At 65.6% G+C, this 24,901-nt stretch carries 23 protein-coding genes; 8 read left to right on the top strand and 15 right to left on the bottom strand.

What is annotated here, in order from left to right; all coding sequences use genetic code 11:
* Positions 1-7: 7 nt before the first annotated feature.
* Positions 8-958, bottom strand: a complete 951-nt coding sequence (locus tag ACQR1D_RS24990; RefSeq protein ID WP_315803404.1) for an ABC transporter permease — start codon at positions 956-958, stop codon at positions 8-10.
* Positions 959-1,170: 212 nt separating this feature from the next.
* Between ACQR1D_RS24990 and ACQR1D_RS24985 the strand changes: the two genes are divergently transcribed.
* From ACQR1D_RS24985 to ACQR1D_RS24975, 3 genes are read left to right on the top strand one after another with little or no spacing between them, the layout of a single operon-like run.
* Positions 1,171-2,523: a GH1 family beta-glucosidase gene (locus ACQR1D_RS24985; protein WP_316217434.1), complete on the top strand. Its 1,353-nt coding sequence runs from the start codon at positions 1,171-1,173 to the stop codon at positions 2,521-2,523.
* 2 nt (positions 2,524-2,525) lie between these two features.
* Positions 2,526-3,506, top strand: coding sequence for a glucokinase (glk, locus tag ACQR1D_RS24980; RefSeq protein WP_316217435.1), 981 nt, complete (start codon positions 2,526-2,528; stop codon positions 3,504-3,506).
* Positions 3,507-3,512: 6 nt separating this feature from the next.
* Positions 3,513-4,451: a 1-phosphofructokinase family hexose kinase gene (locus tag ACQR1D_RS24975; protein WP_315803402.1), complete on the top strand. Its 939-nt coding sequence runs from the start codon at positions 3,513-3,515 to the stop codon at positions 4,449-4,451.
* On the opposite strand, the gene ACQR1D_RS24970 is transcribed toward ACQR1D_RS24975, so the two are convergent.
* The gene (locus ACQR1D_RS24970; protein WP_434840059.1) at positions 4,411-5,538 is read right to left on the bottom strand and encodes an SbmA/BacA-like family transporter; all 1,128 of its coding nucleotides are present in this window, start codon (positions 5,536-5,538) and stop codon (positions 4,411-4,413) included. The genes ACQR1D_RS24975 and ACQR1D_RS24970 overlap by 41 nt on opposite strands.
* Before the next feature lie 174 nt (positions 5,539-5,712).
* On the opposite strand from ACQR1D_RS24970, the gene ppsA reads away from it, so the two are divergent.
* A complete protein-coding gene (gene ppsA, locus ACQR1D_RS24965; protein ID WP_316182439.1) occupies positions 5,713-8,166 on the top strand; it encodes a phosphoenolpyruvate synthase in 2,454 nt (817 codons plus the stop codon).
* 13 nt (positions 8,167-8,179) lie between these two features.
* On the opposite strand, the gene ACQR1D_RS24960 is transcribed toward ppsA, so the two are convergent.
* Positions 8,180-9,613: a lysophospholipase gene (locus ACQR1D_RS24960; protein ID WP_434840058.1), complete on the bottom strand. Its 1,434-nt coding sequence runs from the start codon at positions 9,611-9,613 to the stop codon at positions 8,180-8,182.
* A gap of 223 nt (positions 9,614-9,836) precedes the next feature.
* Positions 9,837-10,862, bottom strand: coding sequence for a histone deacetylase family protein (locus ACQR1D_RS24955; RefSeq protein WP_315803398.1), 1,026 nt, complete (start codon positions 10,860-10,862; stop codon positions 9,837-9,839).
* Between the two features lie 437 nt (positions 10,863-11,299).
* Between ACQR1D_RS24955 and ACQR1D_RS24950 the strand changes: the two genes are divergently transcribed.
* Positions 11,300-12,637: an MFS transporter gene (locus tag ACQR1D_RS24950; protein ID WP_315803397.1), complete on the top strand. Its 1,338-nt coding sequence runs from the start codon at positions 11,300-11,302 to the stop codon at positions 12,635-12,637.
* Between the two features lie 660 nt (positions 12,638-13,297).
* Here the strand turns inward: ACQR1D_RS24950 and ACQR1D_RS24945 are convergent.
* Positions 13,298-13,711, bottom strand: coding sequence for a hypothetical protein (locus ACQR1D_RS24945; RefSeq protein WP_434840057.1), 414 nt, complete (start codon positions 13,709-13,711; stop codon positions 13,298-13,300).
* Positions 13,712-13,818: 107 nt separating this feature from the next.
* Here ACQR1D_RS24945 and ACQR1D_RS24940 point away from each other — a divergent pair, with 107 nt between their 5' ends.
* Positions 13,819-14,754, top strand: a complete 936-nt coding sequence (locus tag ACQR1D_RS24940) for a LysR family transcriptional regulator (RefSeq protein WP_316237551.1) — start codon at positions 13,819-13,821, stop codon at positions 14,752-14,754.
* A gap of 240 nt (positions 14,755-14,994) precedes the next feature.
* Here ACQR1D_RS24940 and ubiV read toward each other — a convergent pair whose 3' ends face one another.
* The 3 genes from ubiV to ubiT are packed head-to-tail and all read right to left on the bottom strand — an operon-like array spanning position 14,995 to position 17,407.
* On the bottom strand, positions 14,995-15,885 hold the full coding sequence (gene ubiV, locus ACQR1D_RS24935) for a ubiquinone anaerobic biosynthesis protein UbiV (RefSeq protein ID WP_316237552.1): 891 nt from the start codon (positions 15,883-15,885) through the stop codon (positions 14,995-14,997).
* A 35-nt stretch (positions 15,886-15,920) separates the two neighbouring features.
* Positions 15,921-16,898 carry a ubiquinone anaerobic biosynthesis protein UbiU gene (ubiU, locus tag ACQR1D_RS24930; protein ID WP_316237553.1) on the bottom strand — a complete coding sequence of 326 codons (978 nt, stop codon included), beginning with the start codon at positions 16,896-16,898 and terminating at the stop codon, positions 15,921-15,923.
* Positions 16,889-17,407 carry a ubiquinone anaerobic biosynthesis accessory factor UbiT gene (ubiT, locus tag ACQR1D_RS24925; RefSeq protein WP_316217443.1) on the bottom strand — a complete coding sequence of 173 codons (519 nt, stop codon included), beginning with the start codon at positions 17,405-17,407 and terminating at the stop codon, positions 16,889-16,891. The genes ubiU and ubiT overlap by 10 nt, the downstream gene beginning before the upstream one ends.
* 143 nt (positions 17,408-17,550) lie before the next feature.
* Here ubiT and ACQR1D_RS24920 point away from each other — a divergent pair, with 143 nt between their 5' ends.
* Both ACQR1D_RS24920 and ACQR1D_RS24915 read left to right on the top strand, forming a co-directional pair.
* Positions 17,551-19,077 (top strand): UbiD family decarboxylase, encoded by a 1,527-nt coding sequence (locus ACQR1D_RS24920; RefSeq protein ID WP_315803389.1) that lies wholly within the window; start codon positions 17,551-17,553, stop codon positions 19,075-19,077.
* Entirely contained in the window at positions 19,074-19,706 is a 633-nt protein-coding gene (locus ACQR1D_RS24915) for a UbiX family flavin prenyltransferase (RefSeq protein WP_316182426.1), read from the top strand. The genes ACQR1D_RS24920 and ACQR1D_RS24915 overlap by 4 nt, the downstream gene beginning before the upstream one ends.
* Before the next feature lie 168 nt (positions 19,707-19,874).
* On the opposite strand, the gene ACQR1D_RS24910 is transcribed toward ACQR1D_RS24915, so the two are convergent.
* From ACQR1D_RS24910 to narI, 7 genes are all read right to left on the bottom strand, one after another.
* Positions 19,875-20,189: a metal-sulfur cluster assembly factor gene (locus ACQR1D_RS24910; RefSeq protein ID WP_316182424.1), complete on the bottom strand. Its 315-nt coding sequence runs from the start codon at positions 20,187-20,189 to the stop codon at positions 19,875-19,877.
* A complete protein-coding gene (locus tag ACQR1D_RS24905; RefSeq protein ID WP_316182423.1) occupies positions 20,186-20,695 on the bottom strand; it encodes a DUF2249 domain-containing protein in 510 nt (169 codons plus the stop codon). Before ACQR1D_RS24905 ends, ACQR1D_RS24910 begins: the two co-directional genes overlap by 4 nt.
* Before the next feature lie 10 nt (positions 20,696-20,705).
* Complete coding sequence (locus ACQR1D_RS24900) at positions 20,706-22,097, bottom strand: hypothetical protein (protein WP_434894107.1); 1,392 nt, start codon at positions 22,095-22,097, stop codon at positions 20,706-20,708.
* Between the two features lie 295 nt (positions 22,098-22,392).
* Positions 22,393-22,998 (bottom strand): DUF2478 domain-containing protein, encoded by a 606-nt coding sequence (locus tag ACQR1D_RS24895; protein WP_316217446.1) that lies wholly within the window; start codon positions 22,996-22,998, stop codon positions 22,393-22,395.
* Between the two features lie 45 nt (positions 22,999-23,043).
* Positions 23,044-23,337 carry a hypothetical protein gene (locus tag ACQR1D_RS24890; protein ID WP_316237555.1) on the bottom strand — a complete coding sequence of 98 codons (294 nt, stop codon included), beginning with the start codon at positions 23,335-23,337 and terminating at the stop codon, positions 23,044-23,046.
* A gap of 11 nt (positions 23,338-23,348) precedes the next feature.
* The gene (locus tag ACQR1D_RS24885) at positions 23,349-24,113 is read right to left on the bottom strand and encodes a peptidylprolyl isomerase (protein WP_316237556.1); all 765 of its coding nucleotides are present in this window, start codon (positions 24,111-24,113) and stop codon (positions 23,349-23,351) included.
* 63 nt (positions 24,114-24,176) lie between these two features.
* Entirely contained in the window at positions 24,177-24,899 is a 723-nt protein-coding gene (gene narI, locus ACQR1D_RS24880; RefSeq protein ID WP_316217448.1) for a respiratory nitrate reductase subunit gamma, read from the bottom strand.
* Between the last annotated feature and the right edge of the window lie 2 nt (positions 24,900-24,901).

Genomic DNA, 24,901 nt, shown 5'->3' with positions numbered 1-24,901 from the left:
GCAGAACTCACAACTCGTGCACCTTGATGCGCGGATCGATCACCGCATACAGCACATCGACCACGAAGTTGACGATGATGACCATCGCCGCCAGCAGCATCACGCAGTTGCGCACGACGATCAGGTCGCGGTTGGCGATCGACTGGAAGATGAGGCGCCCCAGGCCGGGCAGATAGAACACGTTCTCGATCACGATGGTGCCGGCGAGCAGATTGGCGAATTGCAGGCCCATCACGGTGAGCACCGGGATCATCGCGTTGCGCAGCACGTGCTGCCACAGCACCTCGCGCTTGGTCAGGCCCTTGGCGCGCGCGGTGCGCACGAAATCCTCGCGCAGCACGTCGAGCACGGCCGAGCGCGTCACCCGCGCCAGGATCGCGGCCTGCACCACGGCCAGCGCCACAGCCGGCAACAGCAGCGCGCGCAGGCCCGGCCAGATGCCGTCCTCCCAGCCGGGGAAGCCGCCGGCCGACAGCCATTGCAGCTTCACTGCAAACAACAGGATGAGGAGGATCGCGAACCAGAAGTTCGGCAAGGCGATGCCGATCTGGGTCAGCGACATCACGCCGACGTCGCCGAGGCGGTTGTGATTGGCGGCCGTGTAGATGCCGGCCGCGAGCGCCAGCACGGTCGTGAGTCCCATGGCCAGGATCGCGAGCGGAATGGTCATCGCCAGCCGCTCGCGGATCAGTTCGGCCACCGGCGTTCCATAGGCGTAGCTGTTGCCGAGATCGCCGGTCAGCAGGCCGCCGATCCAGTGCAGGTAGCGCCAGGCCAGCGGCTGATCCAGCCCGAGCTTGACGGTCAGCGCCCTCACCGCATCGGGCGAGGCATCCGCGCCCATCAGCATCTGGGCGGCGTTACCCGGGAGCGCGTCGAGCACCAGGAATATGATCAGCGACGCGCCGACGAGGGTCGCCAGCAGGGTCAGGAAGCGCCGCAGCAGAAAAACGCTCATTCGCGCCGGGACTCCAGTTTTCGGCGGCCGCACGTTCCACAGCTTTCGGCTCCGATGCAAGCCCGTTGCCTGCATGATTGCCATTGCCCGACGCAGGCACCTTCGCACACCGCACCGGCCGGGGTATCGCCCGCTTGATCCCGGTCAACGGCGGAGCGCCGGCGACCGCCATCATGCGGCTGATCGCAACAACGCAAGGGCCCATCTCGATCATGACCATCCGTCCGAGCTTTCTCTGGGGCGCCTCGACCTCGGCCTTCCAGATCGAGGGCGCAGCGCACCTCGACGGCCGCGCCGACAGCATCTGGGATGTCTATCTGCGCGCCCCCGGCCGGGTGAGCCACAACGACACCGCCGAGACCGCCTGCGATCACTATCATCGCTACGCTGCGGACGTAGCGCTGATGCGCGATCTCGGCCTCAATGCCTATCGGTTCTCGGTCGCCTGGCCGCGGCTGCTACCGCAGGGCCGCGGCGCGGCCAACGAAGCCGGTCTCGCCTTCTACGACCGCCTCATCGACGCCCTGCTTGCCGCTGAGATAGAGCCGTGGCTCTGTCTCTACCACTGGGACCTGCCGCAGGCGCTGGAGGCGCTCGGCGGCTGGCAGAACCGCGATATCGCCGGCTGGTTCGCCGACTATGCCGCGCTGGTCGCGCGGCGCTATGGCGACCGGGTCAAGCGCTTCGCGACCTTCAACGAGCCCTGCGTGTTCACCCTGTTCGGCTACGGCCTCGGCTGGCACGCGCCGGGGATCGCCGACGGCGCGGCCCTGCACAAGGCCATTCATCACGTCAATCTCGGCCATGGCCGCGCCGTCGACGTGCTGCGCAGGGATGTGGCCGGCGCCTCGATCGGCGCCATCCACAATCGGCAGCCCTGCTACCCTGCGAGCGACAGTGCGGAGGACGCCGCGGCCGCCTTGCGGCTCGCCGCCTATTGGAACGATGCCTTCCCGTTTCCGCAGGCCTTTGCCTGCTACCCGCCGGAGCTCCAGGAGGCCGTCGCACCCTATATCGCAGCCGGCGACATGGCGCAGATCGCTCGCCCCGTCGACTGGTTCGGCCTCAATCACTATTCGCCGCACTACGTCAAGGCGGGCAGCAACCTGATGGGCGCCAGCTTCGGACCGCCTCCCGCGGAAGTGCCGCGCAGCGCAATCGGCTGGCCTGTCGTGCCCGAGGCGTTCCGCGATACGCTCCTGGACATCCACAGCCGGTTCCGGCTTCCGATCTACGTCCTGGAGAACGGAACGGCGGCCAATGACATCGTCGATGCATCCGGCAGCATCCAGGACGACGGCAGGATCGGCTATCTCAAGGCGTATACGACCGCGATGGAACAGGCGATCGCGGCGGGCGCCGACGTGCGCGGCTATTTCGTCTGGTCGCTCCTGGATAATTTTGAATGGGGGGCAGGCTATTCGCAGCGCTTCGGCATTGTCTATGTCGATCGCGCCACCCAGCGCCGCATTCCCAAGGCGTCGGCGCGGTGGTATTCGAACATGATTGCGGCTCACCGGGCATCCGACGATCCCGCCGGGCGGCACAACCGGGCGGAAGAGTGAGGATGAGCGAACGCGTTCTTCTGGGCGACATCGGCGGCACCAATGCGCGCTTCGCGCTGCTTGACGGCGGCACCATCGGCGAGGTTGCTCATCTCAAGGTCGCGGATTTTCCGACCATCGCTGACGCGATCACCGACTTCCTCTCGCGCCAAGCAACCGGCGGAGCGCCCAACGCGGCCGTGCTCGACGTCGCCGGCCCGATCGAACGCAATCGCGGCATGCTGACCAACTCGACCTGGGTGATCGACGGCGCCGAACTGGCGGAGCGGTTCAAGCTGCGCTCGGCCAAGCTCCTGAACGATTTCGAGGCGGTCGGCTGGTCGCTGCCAGCGCTACATCCCGACGACCTGTTTTCGCTTGGCGGAAGCGCCGCGGTCGACGGCGCGCCGATGCTGGTGATCGGCCCGGGCACTGGCTTCGGCGCCGCCTGCTATCTGCCGGGCGACGGCCACCCCATGGTTGCCGTGACCGAGGCCGGTCATGCCACGCTGCCGGCGACGACGGCGCGCGAGGCCACCGTGCTGGCGAAGATGCGCGAGCGCTTCGGCCATGTCTCGATCGAGCGCGCATTGTCCGGCATGGGCCTCGAGAATGTCTATCGAGCCGTCGCGGCGGTGGATGGCGTCGACGTGCCGCCGCGCGATGCCGCAGCGATTACCCACGCCGCGCTCGACGGCAGCTGCGCCACCAGCCGCGCGACGCTCGACATGTTCTGCGCCTGGCTCGGCGCTGTCGCCGGCAACCTCGCACTCACCTTCTGCGCCCGCGGCGGCGTCTACATCGCCGGCGGCATTCCGCCGCGGTTTCCGGACTACTTTGCCAGATCCGATTTCCGCCGGCAGTTCGAGAGCAAGGGGCGCTATGACAGCTATCTGCGTCCGATCCCGGTTCATCTCGTCACCAAGCCCGACATCAGCTTTCTCGGCCTCAAATCGTTCTTCGAGGCCGGCATCACCGCGAGCGGCGGCTCCCCGACGCACTGAGATCGAATGAGCGACATCGTCACGATCACGCCGAACCCGGCCGTCGACGTCTCGACGACCGTCGAGAAAATCGTGCCGGTGGCCAAGCTGCGCGGCACGACGCAACAGCGAGATCCCGGAGGCGGCGGCATCAACGTCGCCCGCGTCATCGCCCGACTCGGCGGCGACGTCACTGCGCTCTATCCGGTCGGCGGCCCGACCGGCCTGCTGCTGAAGCAACTCGTCGAGAAGGAAGGCGTCGCCAGCCACACCTGGGCAACGGCCGAGGACACGCGCGAGGATTTCTTCGTCCAGGAGCGCGTCAGCGGCCAGCCCTATCGCTTCATCCTGCCGGGTCCGACGCTGACCGAGGCCGAGTGGCAGGCCGGCCTTACCCTGCTCGCGGCCCAGGATCCGTTCCCCCGGTTCGTCGTCGGCAGCGGCAGCCTGCCGCGTGGCGTGCCGGCCGACTTCTACGCGCGCGTTGCGACGCTTGCACGATCACACGGCGCGCAATTCGTGCTCGACACCTCGGGACCAGCTTTGGCTGCGGCGGTTGCCGGCGGGGTCGACCTGATCAAGCCGTCGCTGCACGAGATGCAAGAGCTGGTCGGCGGCGCGCTGCCCGATGCAACGGCCTGGGAGAAAGCCGCCCACGCGCTGGTCGCGAGCGGCAAGGCCGGCGCCGTCGCGCTGACCATGGGTCATCTCGGCGCCCTGCTGGTCACCCGCCACCGCGTGCTGCGCGCTCAGCCGCTGACGATGGTGCCGGTCAACGCAGTCGGCGCCGGCGACAGTTTTCTCGGCGCGCTGGTCGCGAAGCTCGCCGCGGGCGAGCTGCTGGACGAAGCGTTTCGCTTTGCAGTCGCCGCAGGTGCCGCGGCGCTGCTGCGCACCGGCACCGCGCTGTCCGATCCCGCCGACGTCAGCCGTCTGCTGGCTGATGTGCGGCTCGAGACGGCGTGACATCGCTCGCCGTATCACCGTTGAGCCGATCCAGCGAGAGCAGCAACCCGCCGACGCGCTCCAGCGACGACATCCACTCGGCGAGGCGGTTGAAATTGTCCACCATCCAATTGAACGACCCCTGCACCAGCGTGAACGCGGCGGCAGCCTGGGTGAGTTCGCCCAGCGTCATCTGATCATCGAGGAACTTCGGCGCGCACAGCACGAGGCCGATGATCGGCGCGAGCAGCGAATTCAGATGAGACACCAGGGTATTGCGCATCAGCTGCCAGCACAGCCGCTTCCATTGCCGGATCGTGCGGTCGAGCGCCATCCACAGCCCAGCAATGACGCTGCGCTCTTCCTGCTTGGGCGCGATGCCTTCGCCGATGTCGCGCAAGTGATGTGCTGCGGTAATCAGCTCCGATTCGGCCTGGTTCTTGGTCTGGATGACGCGCGTGAGCGGCGAACCGACCCACAGCATCGCCCCGGTCACCAGTCCGGAATAGATGACGACGCTGACCACCAGATAGCCTGGAATCCACAACTGGTGCCCGGCTACGGCAAAACCGATGGATCCGCCAACCTGCCACAGCACCTGGACGAACACGACCGCCGTCAGCAGCGAGGAGATCACACTGACCACGAAGTCGATCGGTGCATCGGTGGCGATGCGGATGTCCTCGGCAATGCGATACTCCGGAATCTTCAGATCGCCCTGCACCGTTGCGAGCCGCGCATAGCGATCGTTCTCGACCCAATAGTTGATCACCTTGGTGCTCAACCATTGCCGCCAGTTGCGTTGCATCACCATGCGGCCCCACACCGAGACGATCCCCAGCACGACGCTCGCCAGGCAGAGCGGAATGAGCAGAGCGGCCTGCTGCCGCAGCCGCGTCGGATCGCGGCCTTCCAATGCGTCGAAGAAATCCCTGTTCCAGTAATTGAACCGAAACTGCACGTAGAGCTGAAGCACCACGAGGACGATCAGGGCGACGCAGAGCAGCCAGACCCGCCATGCCGTCGATCCGAGCCAGAATTGCCGCGCCGTGAGCCAGAACCGCGACCATTCGCGATTGCCGTCCTCGTTCTCGTCGTCGGAGATCATTGGTGATCCGGATGGGTGCGATTGATGAGTCTTACCAAACATCCTTGCCTATGGTGGAACCGTTGTCATCTCGCGATTTAAGGGGCTCGCGGAGCGCCCTGCTTGATCTTGCGCAAGGCAGCCGCCGCCCGTCGCGACAAACTGAAGTTTGCGCTGCGATGCGGGAGATCACTGATGACGGCACCCGGCTACATCCGCTGGTTCAAGGACCTTCGTATCGAGGACGTGCCCGGGGTCGGCGGCAAGACGGCCTCGCTCGGCGAGCTGTATTCGGCGCTGGCGTCGCAGGGCGTGCGCGTACCCAACGGCTTCGCACTGACGGCCGCCGCCTATCGCGATGCCTTGCGCGCGACCGGCGCTGACGACGAGCTGCGCAAGCTGCTCGCAGGCCTCGACAAGCGCCGCATCGCCGATCTCGCCAAACGCGCGGCGAAGGCGCGCGCGATCGTTTTCGCGGCGACCGACCGTGACGACCTGCGCTACGAGGTCGCAGAGGCCTACAAGCAGCTGGAGCAGGAGTATGGCCGCGGCGTCGCGGTTGCCGTGCGCAGCTCGGCCACCGCCGAGGACCTGCCGAATGCGAGCTTCGCAGGCCAGCACGAGAGCTTTCTCAACATTCGCGGCGCCAAGGACCTGTTCGAGGCGTGCCGCCGCTGCTTCGCCTCGCTCTATACGGACCGCGCGATCTCCTACCGCATCGACAACGGTTTCGACCACGACAAGGTCGCGCTTTCGGTGGCGGTGATGAAGATGGTACGCTCGGACCGCGCCGCGAGCGGCGTGATGTTCTCGTTGGACACCGAGAGCGGCTTTCGCGACGTCGCCTTCATCACCGGGGTCTATGGCCTCGGCGAGACCATCGTGCAGGGCACGGTCGATCCGGACGAGTTCTACGTCCACAAGCCGACCTTCGCGGCCGGCTTCCGCAGCGTGCTGTCGCGCCGGCTCGGCGCCAAGGACAAGCGGATGGTCTATGCCAAAGCCGGCGTAAAGGCCGGCGCACGAAGCCGCGGCCCCACGACGCGCACCGAGACGACGCCGCCGGCCGACAGGGCGAAATTCTGCATCAGCGACGCCGACGTGCTGGAGCTGGCGCAGGCCACCATCGTCGTGGAGGCGCACTACTCGCAGAAGGCCGGCAGGCCGACACCGATGGACATCGAATGGGCCAAGGACGGCCGCGACGGTGCGCTCTACATCATCCAGGCGCGGCCGGAGACGGTGGCCTCGCAGCGGCGGCCCGAGGCGATCGAGACCTACGTTCTGAAGAAGACCGGCAGGACGCTGGCAACCGGCCGCGCCGTGGGCGAAAAGATCGCCACCGGCAAGATCCGCTTGATCCGCAATCCCAAGGATCTGAACGCGTTCCGCCCCGGCGAGGTGCTGGTCGCCGCGTCGACCAGTCCGGACTGGGAGCCGGTGATGAAGACCGCGGCGGCGATCGTCACGGATCATGGCGGCCGCACCTGCCATGCCGCGATCATCGCTCGGGAGCTCGGCGTGCCGGCCGTGGTCGGCACGGAGGATTTCAGCAAGCGCGCGAAGACCGGAACGACGGTCACCGTCTGCTGCGCCGAGGGCGATGCCGGCCATGTCTACGACGGCGCACTGCCGTTCGATGTCGAGCGCCTGGCGATCGACAGACTGGAGAAGCCGCGCACCGAGATCATGGTCAATCTCGGCAACCCCGAACTGGCCTTCAAGACCGCGCTGCTGCCGAACGATGGCGTGGGCCTTGCGCGCATGGAGTTCATCATCAACCAGGCGATCGGCATCCACCCGATGGCGCTGGCGACGCCCGCAAAGGTGACCACGGCAAAAGATCGCGCGACGATCAAGCGCCTGACCGCGCGCTACAAGAAGCCCGCCGACTTCTTCGTCGAGCGGCTGTCGGAAGGCGTCGGCACCATCGCCGCGGCATTCTACCCGCGGCCGGTGATCGTGCGCCTCTCGGACTTCAAGACCAACGAATATGCCAGCCTGATCGGCGGCTCCGATTTCGAGCCGAAGGAAGAGAACCCGATGCTCGGCTTCCGCGGCGCCTCGCGCTATGCGCATCCCGCCTACGCCGCCGGTTTCGCGCTGGAATGCGCGGCGTTGCAGCGCGTGCGCGACACGATGGGGCTCTCCAATCTGAAGATCATGATCCCGTTCTGCCGCCGCGTGGAGGAGGCACGCAAGGTGATTGCGGCGATGGCCGGGCATGGCCTCGTGAGAGGCGAAAACGGGCTCGAGATCTACATGATGTGCGAGATCCCGAACAACGTCATCCTGATCGACGAGTTCGCCAAACATTTCGACGGCTTCTCGATCGGCTCCAACGATCTCACCCAGCTCACGCTCGGCGTCGACCGCGACTCCGACATCGTCGCCTTCGATTTCGACGAGCGTGATCCCGGCCTGCTGGCGATGCTGCGGATGGCGGTCGAGGGCGCGCACCGCAACCATCGCCATGTCGGCATCTGCGGCGAGGCGCCGGCCAACTATCCGGAAGTCGCGCGCTATCTGGCCGAACTCGGCATCGATTCGATCAGCGTCAATCCGGCGAGCGTCGTGCGCACCATGGAGATCGTCCGCACCGCCGAGCGGGAGCTCGCGACCCACAGGCCGCAGGCGCTGGCAAGCTGATCATCGCCGAAATTCAGGAACTGGTCTTGAAGAAGTCCAGCACGGTCGAAGCGCCGCCGATGACGTCGCCGCCGCCATAGAGGCTTGCCAGGAACGTGCCGCGATGGCTGGCGCCGGCGACCGCGATGCCTTGCGCAAAGCGCCCGTCGGCCGCCAGCGGCATCTTGACGAGGCTCGGCGGCAGCGCCTCGTCGAGAAGGCCGTAGTAGAACCGCATCGGGGAGTCATAATCCCAATAGGTCGAGCTGTTGCCGGCCAGGCGGCGGAGGAAGCGGCTGTTGGTCTCGTGGGTGAAGCGCTCGAAGAAGCCGTCGACCAGCAGATCCGAGGGCTGCGGCACCGACTTGCTGAACGTCTCGTCCATGCTGTAGTCGGCCAAGTATTTCTCGGCCAGCGCGACGTGCTGCGGCTTGATCGCAGTCTTGAACAGGTCGCCGAGCCGGTAATACTGGCGATAGCTGCCCAGGAGGACGATGACGCACGGCGTGATCCAGATCGGCTGCTTCGGATAGGTGCTGTCGGTCGACGCGCTGCCCGGTTGGGCGGACACCCAATAGCGCATCGAATCCGCAAGATTGTTGAACGGACTTTGCGTGGCGCTCGCCGCCACCGCGACGCGCCGCCGCTGCAGCTCCTGGCGCAGCCATTGCGTGTTCAAGGCACCCTGCGACCAGCCGTTCAGGAACAGCCCGGTCTTTCGCAGGCCGAGGTGATCGAGCGCGAGCAGACCCGCGTTCAACACGTCCAGGCAGCACTGCACGGTCGCGTCCTTCACCGCATAGGCCTCGCCTCGCCCCTGGCGATACGGTCCCTTGCCGAGATAGTCGGCCGCGATCAACGCAAACCCGTTGCCGACCAGGCGCTGGACGTTGAACAGCGTCTCGATCGAATCGACATTGTCGCGCGGCTCGTAGTTCGGATCGGCCAGCTTGACGAGATTGGACGGGACCTGGTCGAACGACAGGATGGTGCCGTGCTGCCACGACACGACCGGCAGTGCGCCCTTGTGATCGGCGGGCAGCGCGAGCAGGCCGCTGACCTTGACGCGCTCACCGGTGCTGGGGATGCGCGTGTAGGTCGTCAGCCGGCGCAGTTCGACGTCGACCCGCGCCCCGTGCTTGTCGGCCGAGAATGGCGGCAAGATATTCTGCTCATTGAAGACGGCGTGGAGCTTCGCTGCGAGCGCATCGAGCCGATCCTTGCTGACGCGCACCGGCCGGCCAAGGCTTGCGCCGTCACGTGGCTGCGCGAAAGACGGGCCGGAGGAAAACGAAAATGCCGCAGCGCCGAGGCCGAGGCCGGCTGAGGCCAGCAGCCTTCGGCGGGATGGCCGGCCGGCCGAGGCTGCGGAGCTGAGCTCCGACGGGGTCAGCTTGGCCGTCGGCTGGGCCAATGCCTCTTCGGGTCCCCCGACCAGGGTATCCAGGCCGATCATTCGCCGCTTCATCACGTCCCTCCGAGCCGACTACAGCCGAGGGTAGTTCGCAAAGCCTAGCACTTGCTAAATGGTGCAGCAATTGGAGCCGGATGTTTCGCCAGTCACCTGCTCTGTCGAGCCTCGCGTGGTCGCGTCGCGGCTCGCCTCCGCACGTCAAGCGCCGCCATGCGAATGATTTGCGATGGCGTTCTGCAGGCACACCAGGAAGAGATCGCGAGGACGAGATGAAGGCCTACCGCGCCGCTTCGAAGCCTCCGAGCACCGCGGTCAGGTTCTGCCCGAGAATGTCCGAGAGATAGCCGCCCTCCTGCACGAACACCGTGGGAAGGCCGAGCCGCGCGATCGCGCCGCCGATGCGACGGAAACCTGGCGTGGTCACGGAGAGCCCCTTGAGCGGATCGTGCTCGGAGGCATCGAGGCCGAGCGCCACCACGAGCGCACCGGGCGCGAACGCATGGATCGTCTTGGCCGCGGTCTCGAACGCCTTGAGATAGGTGTCGTCGCCGCTCTTGAGCGGCAGCGGAATGTTGAGGTTGGCGCCAAGCCCGGCGCCTGCACCGCGCTCATGCGCATAGCCCCAGACGAACGGATAGTAATGCGTGGGGTCGGCGTGGATCGAGATGGTCAGCACGTCGGGCCGCTCGTAGAAGATGCCCTGCGTGCCGTTGCCGTGATGGACGTCGACGTCGAGGATGGCGACGCGCTCGTGGCGCTGACGCAGATGCGCGGCCGCGATGGCGGAGTTGTTCATGAAGCAGAAGCCCGAGGCCATGTCCCGATACGCATGATGGCCCGGCGGCCGGCACAGTGCGTACATCGCATCCTCGCCGTCGAGCAGCAGTTGCGCTGCGGTCGCAGCCACGTCGGTCGCGGCGCAGGCGCCTTCCCACGTCCCCGGCCCGATCGGCGCTGAGGTATCGGTCGTGTGCCAGCCCAGCCGCCCGACGATGTGCGTCGGATAGGTGGCGGCATTGCGAACGGGATGAATGTTCGGGATCATTTCCGCACCGGCATCGCCGAGCGCGGCCCAGGCGTCCCACGCCTCTTCCAGGAAATTGAGGTATTCCGGACTGTGCACGCGCGCGCGAGCTTCCTGGCCGAAATGAAGCGGCGCGACCAACTCGTGATGGCCGGCCTTCAATCCCGCAAGCAAACGATCCGCCCGCTCGGGCTGCTCGGTGGTGCGCTTGACGACGCCACGCACCAGATAGAATTGCGGATCATGGCTGCGATGCAGCTCGGTGTAGACGGCCTTCACGCGCAATGGCTCCTGTTCGCTCGCACCGACGATTGTGCACGCAGTCACGACGGATACAAGCACGGATGGTTCGCACGTCGATCGGTCCGTGCCGGCAGCTTCCAACCGGCGGAACGGTACGCTGTGCATCGTATCTTCTCGGCAGCGAGTGCGCCGGGATCCAGGCGATCCGGCGCGTGAGGCGCGGTGGATGTGGGGAGAGATCCGCCGCGACGGCGGTCGACTGCGCCACGAAATCTGCAAAACCTCGGCGCGCAAGCCTGACCAGCTCATGCATCGCAAGCCGCGGCTGGTGACGAGCCCCAGGCTTCAACCGGCATGGAGACCCCGGGGATCGATCCAAAATTTGCATCGATTGATACAGGCTTCGGTTTGGACCCCGGCCCTCCCTCTCCTCTAGGACAGTCATCGAGGAACGTACAAGAGAGGTGGAGCGCATGAGCGCTATCGTAACCACGGCCGAATTGCGCCGATCACGCGTGCGGCTGTTTATCGTGACCATGCTGTTCCTGGTCACGACCGTGAACTACGCCGACCGGGCGACCTTGTCGATCGCAGGACCTTCGCTGTCCAAGGAGCTGCATCTCGATCCCGTCGCGATGGGCTATGTGTTCTCCGCCTTCGGCTGGTCCTATGTGCTCGCGCAGGTGCCGGGCGGCTGGCTGCTCGACCGCTTCGGTTCGCGCTGGGTCTATGCCTGCAGCATCGTGATCTGGTCGATCTTCACCATGATGCAGGGTTGGATCGGCTTCTTTTCCGGCGCCGCCGCGGTCACCGCGCTGTTCGCGTTGCGCTTCCTGGTCGGTCTCGCCGAAGCGCCGAGCTTCCCGGCCAATGCCCGCATCGTCGCCGCCTGGTTTCCGAGCAACGAGCGCGGCACGGCGTCGGCCTTCTTCAACTCGGGCCAGTATTTCGCGACCGTGATCTTCGCGCCGCTGATGGGCTGGATCGCGCATGCGTTCGGTTGGCGCCACGTCTTCACAGTGATGGGTGCGCTCGGCATCCTCATGGGCCTGATGTGGATCAGGACCATGTACGGACCGAAGGAGCACGCGAGCGTCAACCAGGCCGAGCTCGACTACATCAAGGACGGCGGCGCGCTGGTCGACATGGAGGGCGCGAAGGACGCCAAGGCTACCTCCGGTGGTCCGACCTGGTCGCATATCGGACAGTTGCTGTCGAACCGCATGATGCTCGGCGTCTATATCGGCCAGTACTGCATCAACACGCTGACCTATTTCTTCCTGACCTGGTTCCCGGTCTATCTGGTCAAGGAGCGCGGCCTGTCGATCCTGCAGGCCGGCTTCGTCGCCACCCTGCCGGCGCTGTGCGGCTTCATCGGCGGCGTGCTCGGCGGTTTCATCTCCGACGCCATCCTGCGCAAGACGGGATCGCTGACGCTCGCCCGCAAGATCCCGATCGTCGGCGGCATGCTGCTGTCGATGGCAATCATCGGCTGCAACTATGTCGACGGCCAGGCGCTGGTGGTCGGCCTGATGGCGCTGGCGTTCTTCGGCAAGGGCATCGGCGCGCTCGGCTGGGCTGTGGTCTCCGACACCTCGCCGAAGGAAGCCGGCGGCGTCTCCGGCGGCCTGTTCAACACCTTCGGCAACCTCTCCAGCATCACCACTCCGATCGTGATCGGCTACATCCTGTCGGCCACCGGCTCCTTCAACGGCGCACTAGTGTTCGTCGGCCTCAACGCCCTGGTCGCGGCGTGCGCCTACTTGCTGATCGTCGGCAAGATCCAGCGCGTCCAGCTCCGAGCCTCCTGAGCACCACGCTTAGCTTCGCGTGGTCTCGACTCCAACGGCGGCCCCCCCCCCGGGCCGCCGTTTTTTTTCGGTGCCTCGCCGTCATTCCGGGGCGATGCGCGGCAGCGCGGCGGAAGGAACGAAGAATCGCAGGATAGCGTCTAATTGAGAATCCAGTCGTCGACATGCACGAGCACGGATGAGCTAATCCCTGCCATAACGAAAAATATGCAAAACCAGAATACCAACCCAAAAAAGTACATCTTAGGCTGTACCTCGCGATCGTAGACGGCTCCACGAGCGAGCAGCCGCCCGGTTCGCAGGGCGGTCCAGACAATTGGACCTCCGAACCAGAGCAGCACCAAGGGAAACACGGCAAAGCCGGCAAGTAAGATTTTCAGAGCCAACTGGAGCAATCCGGACCTGGTGGAAACGGACTCAGTCTCACCATCTCAACCTGCTGATCGACGCAGAGGCATATCACGCCAGCAAGGGAAATGCGAGGAAAGCGGGTAGCGGGGGTCCGCTACATCGCGAGACCCACTATTTTGGAAGCTCTGCTTCTTTGCCTGCGAACGGCCCAACTGGCCTCGCGGCGGTTGGATAGTCCGCCAATACCGCATTTGCGCGCGATCCAACCACGTCCTGAGATGCCAAATGAAGGCCGGCGCCCCGATGCGTTCACATCGCCTTGGCGAGCGCGAACAACCGGAAATCCTCGAGCGCCGCGTGCCGATGCGGGGCGACTTCGCGCTGGTAGGTCTCGGTGTCGACGATCGAGCGGAAGGCGGCGAAATCGCCGTATTCATTGATCGCCGCTTCGTCCCAGCGTTCGCCTTGCGGGCCGACCAGGCTCGCCAGGACCGGCACGGAAAACATCCGCACCAGCGGCTTACCGGCTGCGAGACGCCGGAAGGCCGGTCTATAGCGTTCGTTGAAGGCTTCGCGGCCCGAACAGGGCGCGGCGTCGAAGCCGTCCTCGTAACGCGCATGCGGGCGGTAGCGCAGCAGATTGAGCATGTAGACCGGCTCGCCGAGGGGAAGTACGCGCTCGGCGGCGTCGAGGGATTGCAGGGTGATTTCGATGGGGTTCATGGGACTTCTCGCGGTTTCTAGTGGCGCGGATGCGCGCTGACGCTCTCCATTTGGCCCATCGGAACGGCCTCTTGTAGCGACCGCGCCGCCATGACTATGTGGACAGGATGTCCACAACGGCCTTGCCTCCCGACCTCTCGCGTCTCCTCGCCTTCGTCCGCGTCGTCGAGGCGGGCTCCTTCGCCGAAGCCGCGCGGCGCGCGGGGACCACCACTTCCGCGATGTCCAAGGCGGTCGCCCGCCTCGAACAGGCTCGCGGGATACGGCTTTTGCATCGCACCACCCACTCGCTGGCGCTGACCGAAGAGGGCGAGCGGCTGATGGCGGCGGGACGCGCGCTGGCCGAAAGTCTCGATCGCGTCCAATCCGCGCTCGGCGAAGCCACGCGTAACGATGGCGGACGGGTGCGAGTGACCGCCCCCGCCTCGTTCGCGCGTGCCTGCATCCTGCCGAGACTTCCCGCGTTCCTGCGGGAGCGGCCGGAAATCGAGATCGAGATCAAGTTCCGCAACGAGATTCTTGATCTCGCGGCGGAAGGCGTCGACATCGCCATCCGCTCAGGCCCCCTCGATCGCGCGCCCGGTCATCTGGCGCGGCGGCTTTGCACGTTCTCCTGGATCGCTTGCGCCTCGCCCGCGTATCTGAACGCGCGCGGCGCGCCGGCGACTCCATACGAGCTTTCCGAACATGACCACGTCGGCTTCCGCAATCCCGCGAGCGGGCAGATCCTGACCTGGCGTTTCACCGATCCGCGCAGCAAAAAGCTCGTTCGCGTCGCGCCCAAGCCCAAGCACATTTGCGACGACGCGCACGCGTCGGTCGCTTTGATCGCGAATGGGTTCGGCATCGGCTGGGGGCCGGCGTGGCTCTTCCATGACGACCTGCGCACCGGCCAGCTGGTCGAAGTGCTTATGCCCTGGCGGGCGCCGGCGGAGCCCCTATGGATGCTGCGCACCTCCAACCGCCGGCCGCCCCTGCGCACGCAGCGCGTCATGGCGTTCCTCGCGACGCTTCCCGCCACGTTCAGCGACAAGTCGGGATGAGGCGCCGGCCGTCAGCTGGGCTCTGCGGTCGGCGTGTAGGACGTCAGCCGGCTTGGGAGGGGAAATCGGGGACAGACCACGATTTCCCCGGCTTCCTGGGCTTCCGCCTTGGCGCGGTCAGCAATCTGCAGCATGCCGGCAAGAACGGGCTGCGCGTCGTCTCGCAACGTCGTCCATCCGTGGTCAGTCAACATGCAGACTGAGCACATCTGAGTTCACCTCGAAAGGACGCGGCAGTACCTATCCCGAGACGTAGGACGCCCCGGGGGCGCCGTGCAGGAAGCCGTTGGCGAATGGAACGTCCGGATAGATCTCGCGCAGGCGGCCCGTTGCGGCTTCGGCTTCCACGCGCCCCGCCAGGACCGCCTGGAAATGCTCGGACACCGCGACCATGTCGCAGGCCTGAGGTGATAGCCGCAGCGATGTCACGCCGCTCTGCTTCAGACGATCGAGATCGCCGAGCAGGTTTGAGCACCCATGCGACAGCGTCTGCACGCCGTTCATGGTGAGGAACGCCTGGTTGTCCAGCGTCGTTACGACGAGGCCGTCGGGGTCCTGCTCGCACACGAAGCGGCAATTGTCCTTGGCGAGCTTGTGCAGGCGGGCGTGATAGCAGCGCGCGGAGATCGCGAGCGGCACACGGCCGAAGGCGAATACTTCGATCGCCACCTCCGGCACGGCGCCGGCGATGGCGGCAACCGAGGACAGCGGCAGCTCCGGCGGCAGGCAGATCCGGGTGGCGCCTTGGGCGGCATGAAACGCGGCGCTGGCCTCGTTGTAGATGTTGACGAATGGCCCGATGGCATGCGGCCGGCCGGCGATCGATTTGAGGCAGGTGAGGTCGTTGACCTCCACCAGACCGTGGCCGAACTCGGCGAGGCTTGCCGTCTGCCGGCGCTCGCGCCGCAACGACACCAGGACCAGCGACCCCAGCAGCACCTGCTTGCCGGCAGCCATAAGCCGCTCGATGACTTCAGGCAAATGGGGTTCGAAGAACGGCGCGCGCTTCGAGCAGACGACCTCGCCGACCACGACCCGGTCGAGCGGGGCCTCGTCGGCGATGCGAAAGTAAAAATCACGCCAGCGCTCCGGCTGCCAATTGTAGAGCACGGGCCCCAGAGTGAGTTGCATTCGCTCTACGCCTTGATCCGCCATTGTCATGTCGTCTAACGCCAGGTCTTGCGGTAGGCGCCCTGCGTGGTGGCCTGCCCTTCGGTGAACGCCGTGAGGTCGGCCGCCTCGGTGGACCTGCCGGCATCGAGCGCTGCCAGCACGCTGCGAAAATGCCGCACCACGCTGTCGACATAGGCGCGGCCGCGCTGGCGGCCCTCGATCTTGAGCGCGGTGACGCCGGCTTCGCGCAGACCCTCGAGCAGGGTCGTGGCATCGAGACTGACCGGATCCTCGAAGATGTAGCCGGCGCCTTGCGTGGTCGAGAAGCGGCCCTTGCACAGCGTCGGATAGCCGGCCGGCTCGTCGCGGCCGAAGCGGTTGATGGTGAAGCCGCCGAGCCGCGAGGTCGTTCCCTGTGGCGTCTCCTGATAGGCGACGTGACTGGGCGGCGAGCACACGCCCTGCATGTTCGGTGACTTGCCGGTGGCGTAGGAGGACAGCGAGCAGCGGCCCTCGGCCATCACACAAAGTCCGCCGAACACGAACACCTCGGTCTCGCAGGCCGTCTCACGGGTGATCTCGGCGATCTCGGGCACGCTCAGCACGCGCGGCAGCACCACGCGGCGGGCGCCGAAATTCTCGACGTAGAACGCGATCGCGTCGACATTCGCCGCCGCCGCCTGCACCGAGACATGCAGTCGCTGTTCGGGATGGCGCCGCGCGGCATGGTCCATCAGCCCGACATCGGCAAGGATCAGCGCGTCAGCCCCGGCCTCGACGGCATCATCGACCGCGCGACGCCACAGCTCGACGGCGCCGGCGCGCGGGAAGGTGTTGATCGCGACCAGCACCTTGGCGCCGCGCCGATGCGCGAACGTGATCCCTTCGCGCATCTGCGCGCGGCTGAAATTCAGCCCGGGAAAGTTGCGGGCGTTGGTCTCGTCGGCGAAGCCGCAATAGACGGCATCGGCACCGGCTTCGACCGCGCTCTTCAGCGCCGCCGGCGTCCCTGCCGGACAGATCAGCTCCATCGTCGCATCCCGCTTTCGTTCGTCGTCAATCTCAGCAGCGAGTCGCGCGCGGCCGCGAGCAGGCGTTGCGCGGGCACGCCGAACGGCCCCGAAAGCGTCGCGATCTCAGCGACCAGATCCAGACCGGCATCGTCGATCGCATTGCGGAGCGCCAGCACCGCCTCGATATCGCCTTCGATGACCAGCTGACGCGAAAACATCAGCGCATCGCCGTCGAGCCGGCCCTCGACCAGCGCCAGCAGGCTCACGATCGATGCGGAGATGGAGGCATCGAGGCCGGTGGGCAGCTCGCGCACCGCCACGAGTTGCGGCTGCTGCGGGCCCGCCTGAATCACGAATGCGAACGGCAGATCGGTCGGCTTGATGCCAAAGCGCTTTCCGCGATGCGACCCGAGCCGGTCGAGCAGATGCGGATGTCGGCGCAGAAGCCCGCGCAGGAAAGCGCCGAGCGCAATCTGCAGCGGCAGCAACGGCAACGGACGCAGCGCCTGCCTGAGCAGCGGCGGCAACAGTGGCAGTGAGGTCGAAGACGCGTCCTGAAGAGAACTCATGGCACAAGCTCTGGCCGGATCGGCGGGGGAAGTATTTGACCCGGAACAAAGATCATACTGATTGTTCCAGCTACGAGGCGTTTTTTGAACGGAGCCTATCGTTGCGACGTGATGTCCCTCGCTTCCGCGAGCTGTCGGATTTCCTGCGCTTTCTCGACGAGCGGGGACAGCTGCGACGCATTCGCGACAGCGTCTCGGTCGTCCACGAAATCACCGAGATCCATCGCCGCGTCATCTCCGCCGAAGGGCCCGCGCTGCTGTTCGAACGGCCGATCAAGGCGTGCGGCTCACTCTCGGCAATGCCGCTCGTCACCAATCTGTTCGGCACCGTGGAGCGGGTGGCCTGGGGCATGGGCGTGCAGCCCGAACGATTGGCGGAGCTCGGCAAGATGATGGCGGAGCTGCGCGCCCCGCAACCGCCGCGCGACATCAGGGAAGCGCTGCAGAAGCTGCCGCTGGCGCGCGCGGCGCTGTCGACCCGGCCGAGGCTGCGATCAGCCGCGCCGGTGCATGAATGTGTCACCATGGGCGATGACATCGACCTGACCACCTTGCCGGCCCAGATCTGCTGGCCGGGCGAGCCGGCGCCGCTGTTGACGTGGCCGCTCGTCATCACCGTCCCGCCGGACGCATCCACCGGCGAGCAGGAAAATGTCGGCGTCTACCGCATGCAGGTGCTCGGCCGCGATCGTGCCATCATGCGCTGGCTCGCTCATCGCGGCGGCGCCCGCCACCACCAGCAGTGGCAGGCGCTGGGGCGCGACATGCCGATCGCGATCGTGATCGGCGCCGATCCCGCCACCATCCTCAGCGCCGTGCTGCCATTGCCCGAGACCATCTCCGAGCTGCGCTTCGCCGGCATCCTGCGCGGCGACCGCCCCGAGCTGGTCGAATGCCTCACCGTGCCCCTGACGGTGCCGGCGGCCGCCGAGATCGTGATCGAGGGCGTCGTGTCGGCCACCGAAACCGCGCCGGAGGGGCCCTATGGCGATCACACCGGCTACTACAACGCCGTCGAGAACTTTCCGGTGCTGCAGGTCACCGCGATCACCACGCGTCGCAGCCCGCTCTATCTGTCGACGTTCACGGGACGCGCGCCGGACGAGCCGTCTCGAATTGGCGAGGCGCTGAATACGCTGTTCGTCCCTTTGATCCGGCAGCAATTCCCGGAGGTGGTCGACTGCCATCTGCCGCCAGAGGCCTGCTCCTACAGAATCGCCGTCGTAGCGATCAAGAAGCGCTATCCGGGCCAAGCCCGCCGCATCATGCTCGGCCTGTGGTCGATGCTGCCGCAGTTCAGCTACACCAAGCTCCTCATCGTGGTCGACCAGGACATCGACGTCCGCGACTGGCGCGCGGTGATGTGGGCCGTCGCGACGCGCAGCGACTCCTCGCGCGATCTCGTGCCGCTTGCCAACACGCCGATCGACTATCTCGACTTCGCCTCGCCAAAATCCGGCCTCGGCGGCAAGCTCGGCATCGACGCCACAACCAAGCTCGGCGCCGAGACCGAGCGCGCCTGGGGCGAGGTGCTGGCGATGGACCCCGCCGTAGCGGCACGCATCGACGCGATGTGGCCGAGCCTCGGCCTCGGCGAGGGCGGGGCCGGTCGGGTGGCCTCGGCATGAGCGGACGGCACCACGTCATCGTCGGCATCAGCGGCGCCTCGGGCGCCGCGATCGGTGTGCGCATCGTCGAACGGCTCGCGGAGCAACCGCAATGCACGGTCCATCTCGTGGTATCTGACGCCGCCGTGCGCACCTTGCACGAGGAGGTCGGCCAGGGCAGCCTGGCGCGGCTGCGTGATCTGGCGGCGCATGCTCATGATGTCGCCGACATCGGCGCGAGCATCGCCAGCGGCTCGTTTTCTGCAGCCGGCATGATCGTGGCGCCCTGCTCGATCCGCACCCTCTCGGCGATCGCCTGGGGCCAGCTCGACAACCTCCTGGTCCGCGCCGCCGACGTTCAACTCAAGGAGCGCCGCCGGCTGATCCTCTTGGTGCGGGAGAGCCCGCTGCATCTCGGTCATCTCCGAGCGATGACGCAGGCCACCGAGATCGGCGCGATCATCGCGCCGCCAGTGCCGGCGTTTTACCTGAAGCCCCAGTCGCTCGATGACGTCATCGAGCAGATCGCCTGCCGCGCGATCAACCTGCTCGACGTCCCCGGGCTCCGCGCCAACGCGCGGGAGTGGCTTCCGGACCGGACGACCGAAGCAAGCAATCTTGCTGAGGTAGCGAAGCAAGACAGACGATAGGACTTGAAGACAGAACACGACAGACGCACTCGGGCGATGAGCCGAAGGCGTCTGCGACGGTTGACGTGTTCTTCGACGAGCGGGAGTACAGACGCCGCCTCTCCGTGCTGCCGCGCGAACCTGGACTGTTCCCGGCCGAGCAGCCACCAGCTTTTCGCTTTCGTTCGGTCAATTGACGTTGTCGAAACCCAGCGCAGCACGAACGGCCGGATCAATTCTGGATGGGGTCCAAGGCGGATCGAATGTCATCGTCACGTCCACGGCTTCGACGCCCGCAATCTCCGCAATGCTGCATGCGACCCCTTCCTTGAGAAAACCTGTTGCGGGGCACCCGGGCGTCGTGGCCGTCATCGTGACATGCACAACGCCATCCGTCGCCGTGATGTCGTAGATGAAGCCGAGATCGACCACGTTTTCTCCCAGCTCCGGATCGATGACCACGCGCATGGCGTCGCGGATGCGGTCGATGACATCGCGGCTCATAGCGGAGCCCTCACCGACAGTTCGTAGGTCGATCCATCCGGCGTAAACCCGCCGAGCCAGCGAAAGCCACGTTTCTCAAGTTCAGGGAACAGGAACACCGGCTCGCGGCCCAGAAGTGCCGACAAGGTCTCTCCAGGGGCCAACTCCTCCGCGGCCGCAAGGATGCGCACCATCGGCTCGGGTGGGTCGAGCTCCCGGTTGTCGAGCGTGACCACGGGATCTGGCCATCGCTCGAATGCGAGGCTGGCACCTGCGTCTTCCTGACCGGCGTCCTCGGCAGCCAGCGGCGAAAACAGCACTTCCCAGTCGCCATCGTCGAGCGGTCGATCGGTGTGGGCGAAGCCCTTTTTTGCCATGACGGAGAGCAGCGGAATCGGCCTGAAGCTCGCGATCAGCCGCACGCCCTGGCCTGGCGCCAGCCGGCCAACCGCGTCCATGATGACGGAGAACGGCTCGCCTCCGGCCCTGAGAATCGGTCGGACGTCGACGTCAATGTACGCGATCATGGCTTCCCTCCTAGTTTCTGGCGAACAACAGGCTTGGCGCGATGGCTCCGGCCGGAAGCCTCCGGGAGCCCGCAACATCGGAAAGACGTCGGACTCGCACAAGCTCGTGTATGATTCCAATACTGCCCACGGCCATGACCGCCGCGGCGCCGCGAAACGCCTGGTCCTCGCCCATCATCAACATGATGGTCGCCGCCCAGACGCCTAGAAAATAGATGATGAACCACTTCTCGGACCGGCGTTCCACCGCCAGGTCCTGAACCCGTGGCGTCGGGCCGCGCCCCATCACGGGACCGTAGGTTTCGAGCCAGGTCAGAAAGGCGACAATCTTGTAGAGCTTCGCGAATATGAGACCAGACAGCCAGCCGAACACGGCCAAGAACGCGAACGCGCCGACATGAACGCCGACCTTTCCGGTGACGATGATGACGGTGCCGAGCGCCACCGTCGCCGCCAGATTGGCGAAAGACACGGTTGCCATCCGCATGTTCAGCTCGAGCTGGCGCCGTTTGCGGGAGCGATAGATCGTCGCGATGTCCCGTCCATACAGCGCAAGCGAGATCACCCCAAGACCAGCAGCGAGGATGAGCACGGCTCCGAGCTCGGCTGCGAGGCCGATTGCGAACAATCCGCCCACGACTGCCACCGATAGCGCGAGCGCACCAAATTTCAGCGCGGATGTGCTCTGTCGATCGCCGAGGTCCGCCGAGAGCATGAACATGGCCAGCAGGCGATAGCTCACCCCCATGGCGGTCAGGGTCAGCCAGCCTCCCAGCCCGGCAATCGCATGGATCGGAATCGCCGCGGCCAGGAGCGCGGCGCCGAAGGTGCCCGCCGATCCGGCGAGAGCAAACGAGAACGCGGCGCCGAGCGCGACAGTCGCGCATAACGAGCCAAGTCCGGCGATGACAAATAGAGCAGACCCCTTCGGCTGGCTGAAGAGCGTCAGGCCCAGATCGAGCGCGACCATCGCCAGACCGGCGCCGAGCACCACGCTGCCGGCCGGCAGAAGCCAAGCGGCTGGAGCAATTCGTCCGGCCAGTGAGAGGAAACCCGATATCAGGCAGACCAGACCGACGTTGATGAGGAACAAGGCCGGCAAGGCCCATTTGTCGAAGGGGAGCGGCCTTGCGACGAGAACGGGAACGAACTGGAACAAGGCGCCGCATACCGAGAGACTGAGCCAACCGATGCAGACCGCATGCACAACGACAAGCGTATCGGGAGCGCCGAGGTCTGCAGCGGGGTAACCGAGTCCGCCGACCAGCATTGCCAAGGCAACGAGCAGCCACCCCAGCGCTGCCGCGAAATAGCTCATCGTCCAGCGCGAGATTTTCGCTCCAATCATGAGCGGCTCCAGTTCTTGATCGCGGACGCAGCACTCGCGACGACGCTGCGCCATTCGGCAATTGCCGTGGCGCCCGGAGGAACACAGTCCCCTCACGCCCGAAGGAAGCGCGAACGATGAGCTTGCGCCATACAATCTCCCGACCATCGGAAAGATGCTAGTCAGGCCCGACCGGCCATTCTTTGTCGGAGCGCAACATTTCGCGTCATCAGCGTCGTGATGACGACTCCAGCACGACCGGCGGACTCCCTGTCGCGTCGAGGAACATCCATGTCAGCCGGCAGATATCTTCGGCGGCCCGGCTCGGCAGTTCTGTGTCCCCCGACCCGTCGATTGCTCGCAATCGCGATCAGCGCAGCTGGCTGGCTGAGTTTATAGTTCGATCCTGCCGAACACTTTCCAGCCACCGCTCCACGTCTCCGCGGGCTTCGAGCTCAATCCCCATATCTCCGGAGAAATCTCTCCAGGCATCGATATTGCTGCGCGGCACGCCGACAATCGTCGGTATCGCGAGGTCCAGCGCGCGGGCAATCAGATCAAGCGTTCCGCGTCCCTCGCACTCTGCCTTTCCAAACTTGTTCAACACCAGGATGTTTGGACGCGCATCCAGGCTGGCGAGGACTCGAACCGTCACCTCTGCCAGCGCCGATTCATCCAGCCGGCAACCTCTCGCTCCCGATCCACGATCCTCGAAGATCGGGGTTTGATTGGCCGTGTCGATCTCCTCGAGCAGGACGTCGCACCGGCGATTTTCGTCGAGGAACAGCCTTCGCTGCAGTGCGCCGGCGACCTTCAATCGCACTCGACGCGAGTGATCCACGAGGTGATCGAACGTCTCGTAGGGATATTTCCCGTCGTCGTAGACGAGCGCCACGAGCGGCGCGGCCTCAACACCGACCTTCTCTACCATCTCATCGTGCATGCGAATCCCAACATCAGCTTGATGCTTCGACATGTCCAACCCACTCCTCCAGCACAGATAGCCTGTGGCGGACCCGGCCTAGGAGTGATCGATTTCATCCCTCTGCAGCGACCATTTGATCATGGACGTCAGACAGACGATCGCGGGATCGGCGGCTCTGTCGATGGCGCTCATCAACCCGAGCCAATCCTCGTTCTTGGCGAGATTTGCAAAGCGCCGGACAGCAGCCGACGCATACTCACCGACATCCTCGCCGAGGCGATCCGCGACAGAGCTGACGCGCACCAGGAGCGTAAGGTCGCCACACCCCTGCAACACCGCACTCGACTTCGCGTCGTCGCTGAGATCGTGAATGAGATCCCCGAGCAGCATGATCGCCCCCTCTACTGCGGCAGCGCCGATTGCGGCGCCGGCAAAGTCACGCCAACGATCGCCGCGCGGCCTGCCAGATCGGCGACATATTTCGCGAGCGCCTGGTGCCGGACACGCTCGGTGAGATATTGCGAAATGCGCGCCCTCGCCATGTCGAACGGCAGGACTTGTCCGGGGGCCCGCCGGTCAAGGCGCACGACATGGATACCAAAGCGTGTCTCAATCAGACCAACCTCTCCAACCGACATCCGGGCCAGCGCGGCGTCGAACTCGGCGGTCGTCTGCCCACGCGACAGCTGCCCGAGCCTGCCACCATTCTCCGCCGAGACCCTGCAGTCGGAGCGATCGCGCGCGATGGTCTCGAACACCTCCGGGCTTCTCCGCACGGCCTCCATGATCGTCCGCCCCTCGTCTCGCGCAGCCGATCGAGCCAGCGAATCGCTGCTCGGCGCGATCAGCAGGATGTGCGACGCTTCGTAGAGCTCGCCGACAAGGAACCGTTGCCTGTTCTGATCGTAGAAGCGACGGCACGTCGATTCGTCCGGCTCGTGTATCAGAACCTCGCGCGCGATCAGCGCCCGCATCGCCGCTTCTTCCTCGGTTTCGCTGCGACCTTCGGCATCACGCAGAGGGGAGGCCGTTACGCCGAGCCTCCTGACCTCCTGTCTCAGCAATTCGCGCACCGCAAGCGCGCGCGCCGCCGCTTGCCAGGCGAGGATCGGCTTGTCCGACGGATGGTTCTGAACTTCCCGGGCAATGACGTCGCGTTCGATCACGACCCCGTTCACACTGACCATCTTCGGCTTTGGAAGCGCCGCGCCCAATGAACAGTCCATCGGTTACTCCGCAGGCTGAATCGGTTGCACAAGATGACGGCGTCCGTCGCGGCTGCGCACCACCTGATAGCCGCGGCGGCCGAGATACCACACCGGCGCACTCCAGATGTGGACCAGGCGGGTGAAGGGGAAGAGCAGGAAGATGGTCATTCCCAGGACCAGATGCGCCTTGAAGATCGGATGGACGTCGACAATGTTGGCGGCGATTCCAGGCTGCAACGTGAGAATGCCCTGCGCCCAGGCCATGAACTTGACCATCTCGTGACCATCGAGATGACCGAGCGACACGGGGATGGTCGCCAAGCCAAGCAGCAGCTGGACGAACAGCACCAGAAGGATACCCGTGTCAGCAAAAGACGACGTCGCGCGGATCCTGGGATCGAAGAGCCTGCGATGCGCGAGGAGCGAAATGCCGACCAGGCACATCAGTCCGGCGCCGCCACCGGCGACGATCGCGAGCATCTGCTTGAAGCCGTGCGACACGCCGAGCATGTCAAACACCCAGATCGGCGTCAGCAGCCCGACGAAATGCCCCGCAAAAATGAAAAGGATCCCGACATGGAAAAGGTTCGAGCCCCAGATCAGTTGGCGCCGCCGAAGCAGCTGACTCGAGCCCGAGCGCCACGTGTACTGCTCGCGGTCGAATCGAATCAGACTGCCGATCAGAAAGACGGTCAGGCAGAGATAGGGATACCAGCCGAAGACGATGGCATTGAGCGTTTGCATGG

It is taken from the genome of Bradyrhizobium sp. HKCCYLRH2047, assembly GCF_051168175.1.
Lineage (GTDB): Bacteria > Pseudomonadota > Alphaproteobacteria > Rhizobiales > Xanthobacteraceae > Bradyrhizobium.
This window is presented reverse-complemented; position numbering and strand designations above follow the sequence as displayed.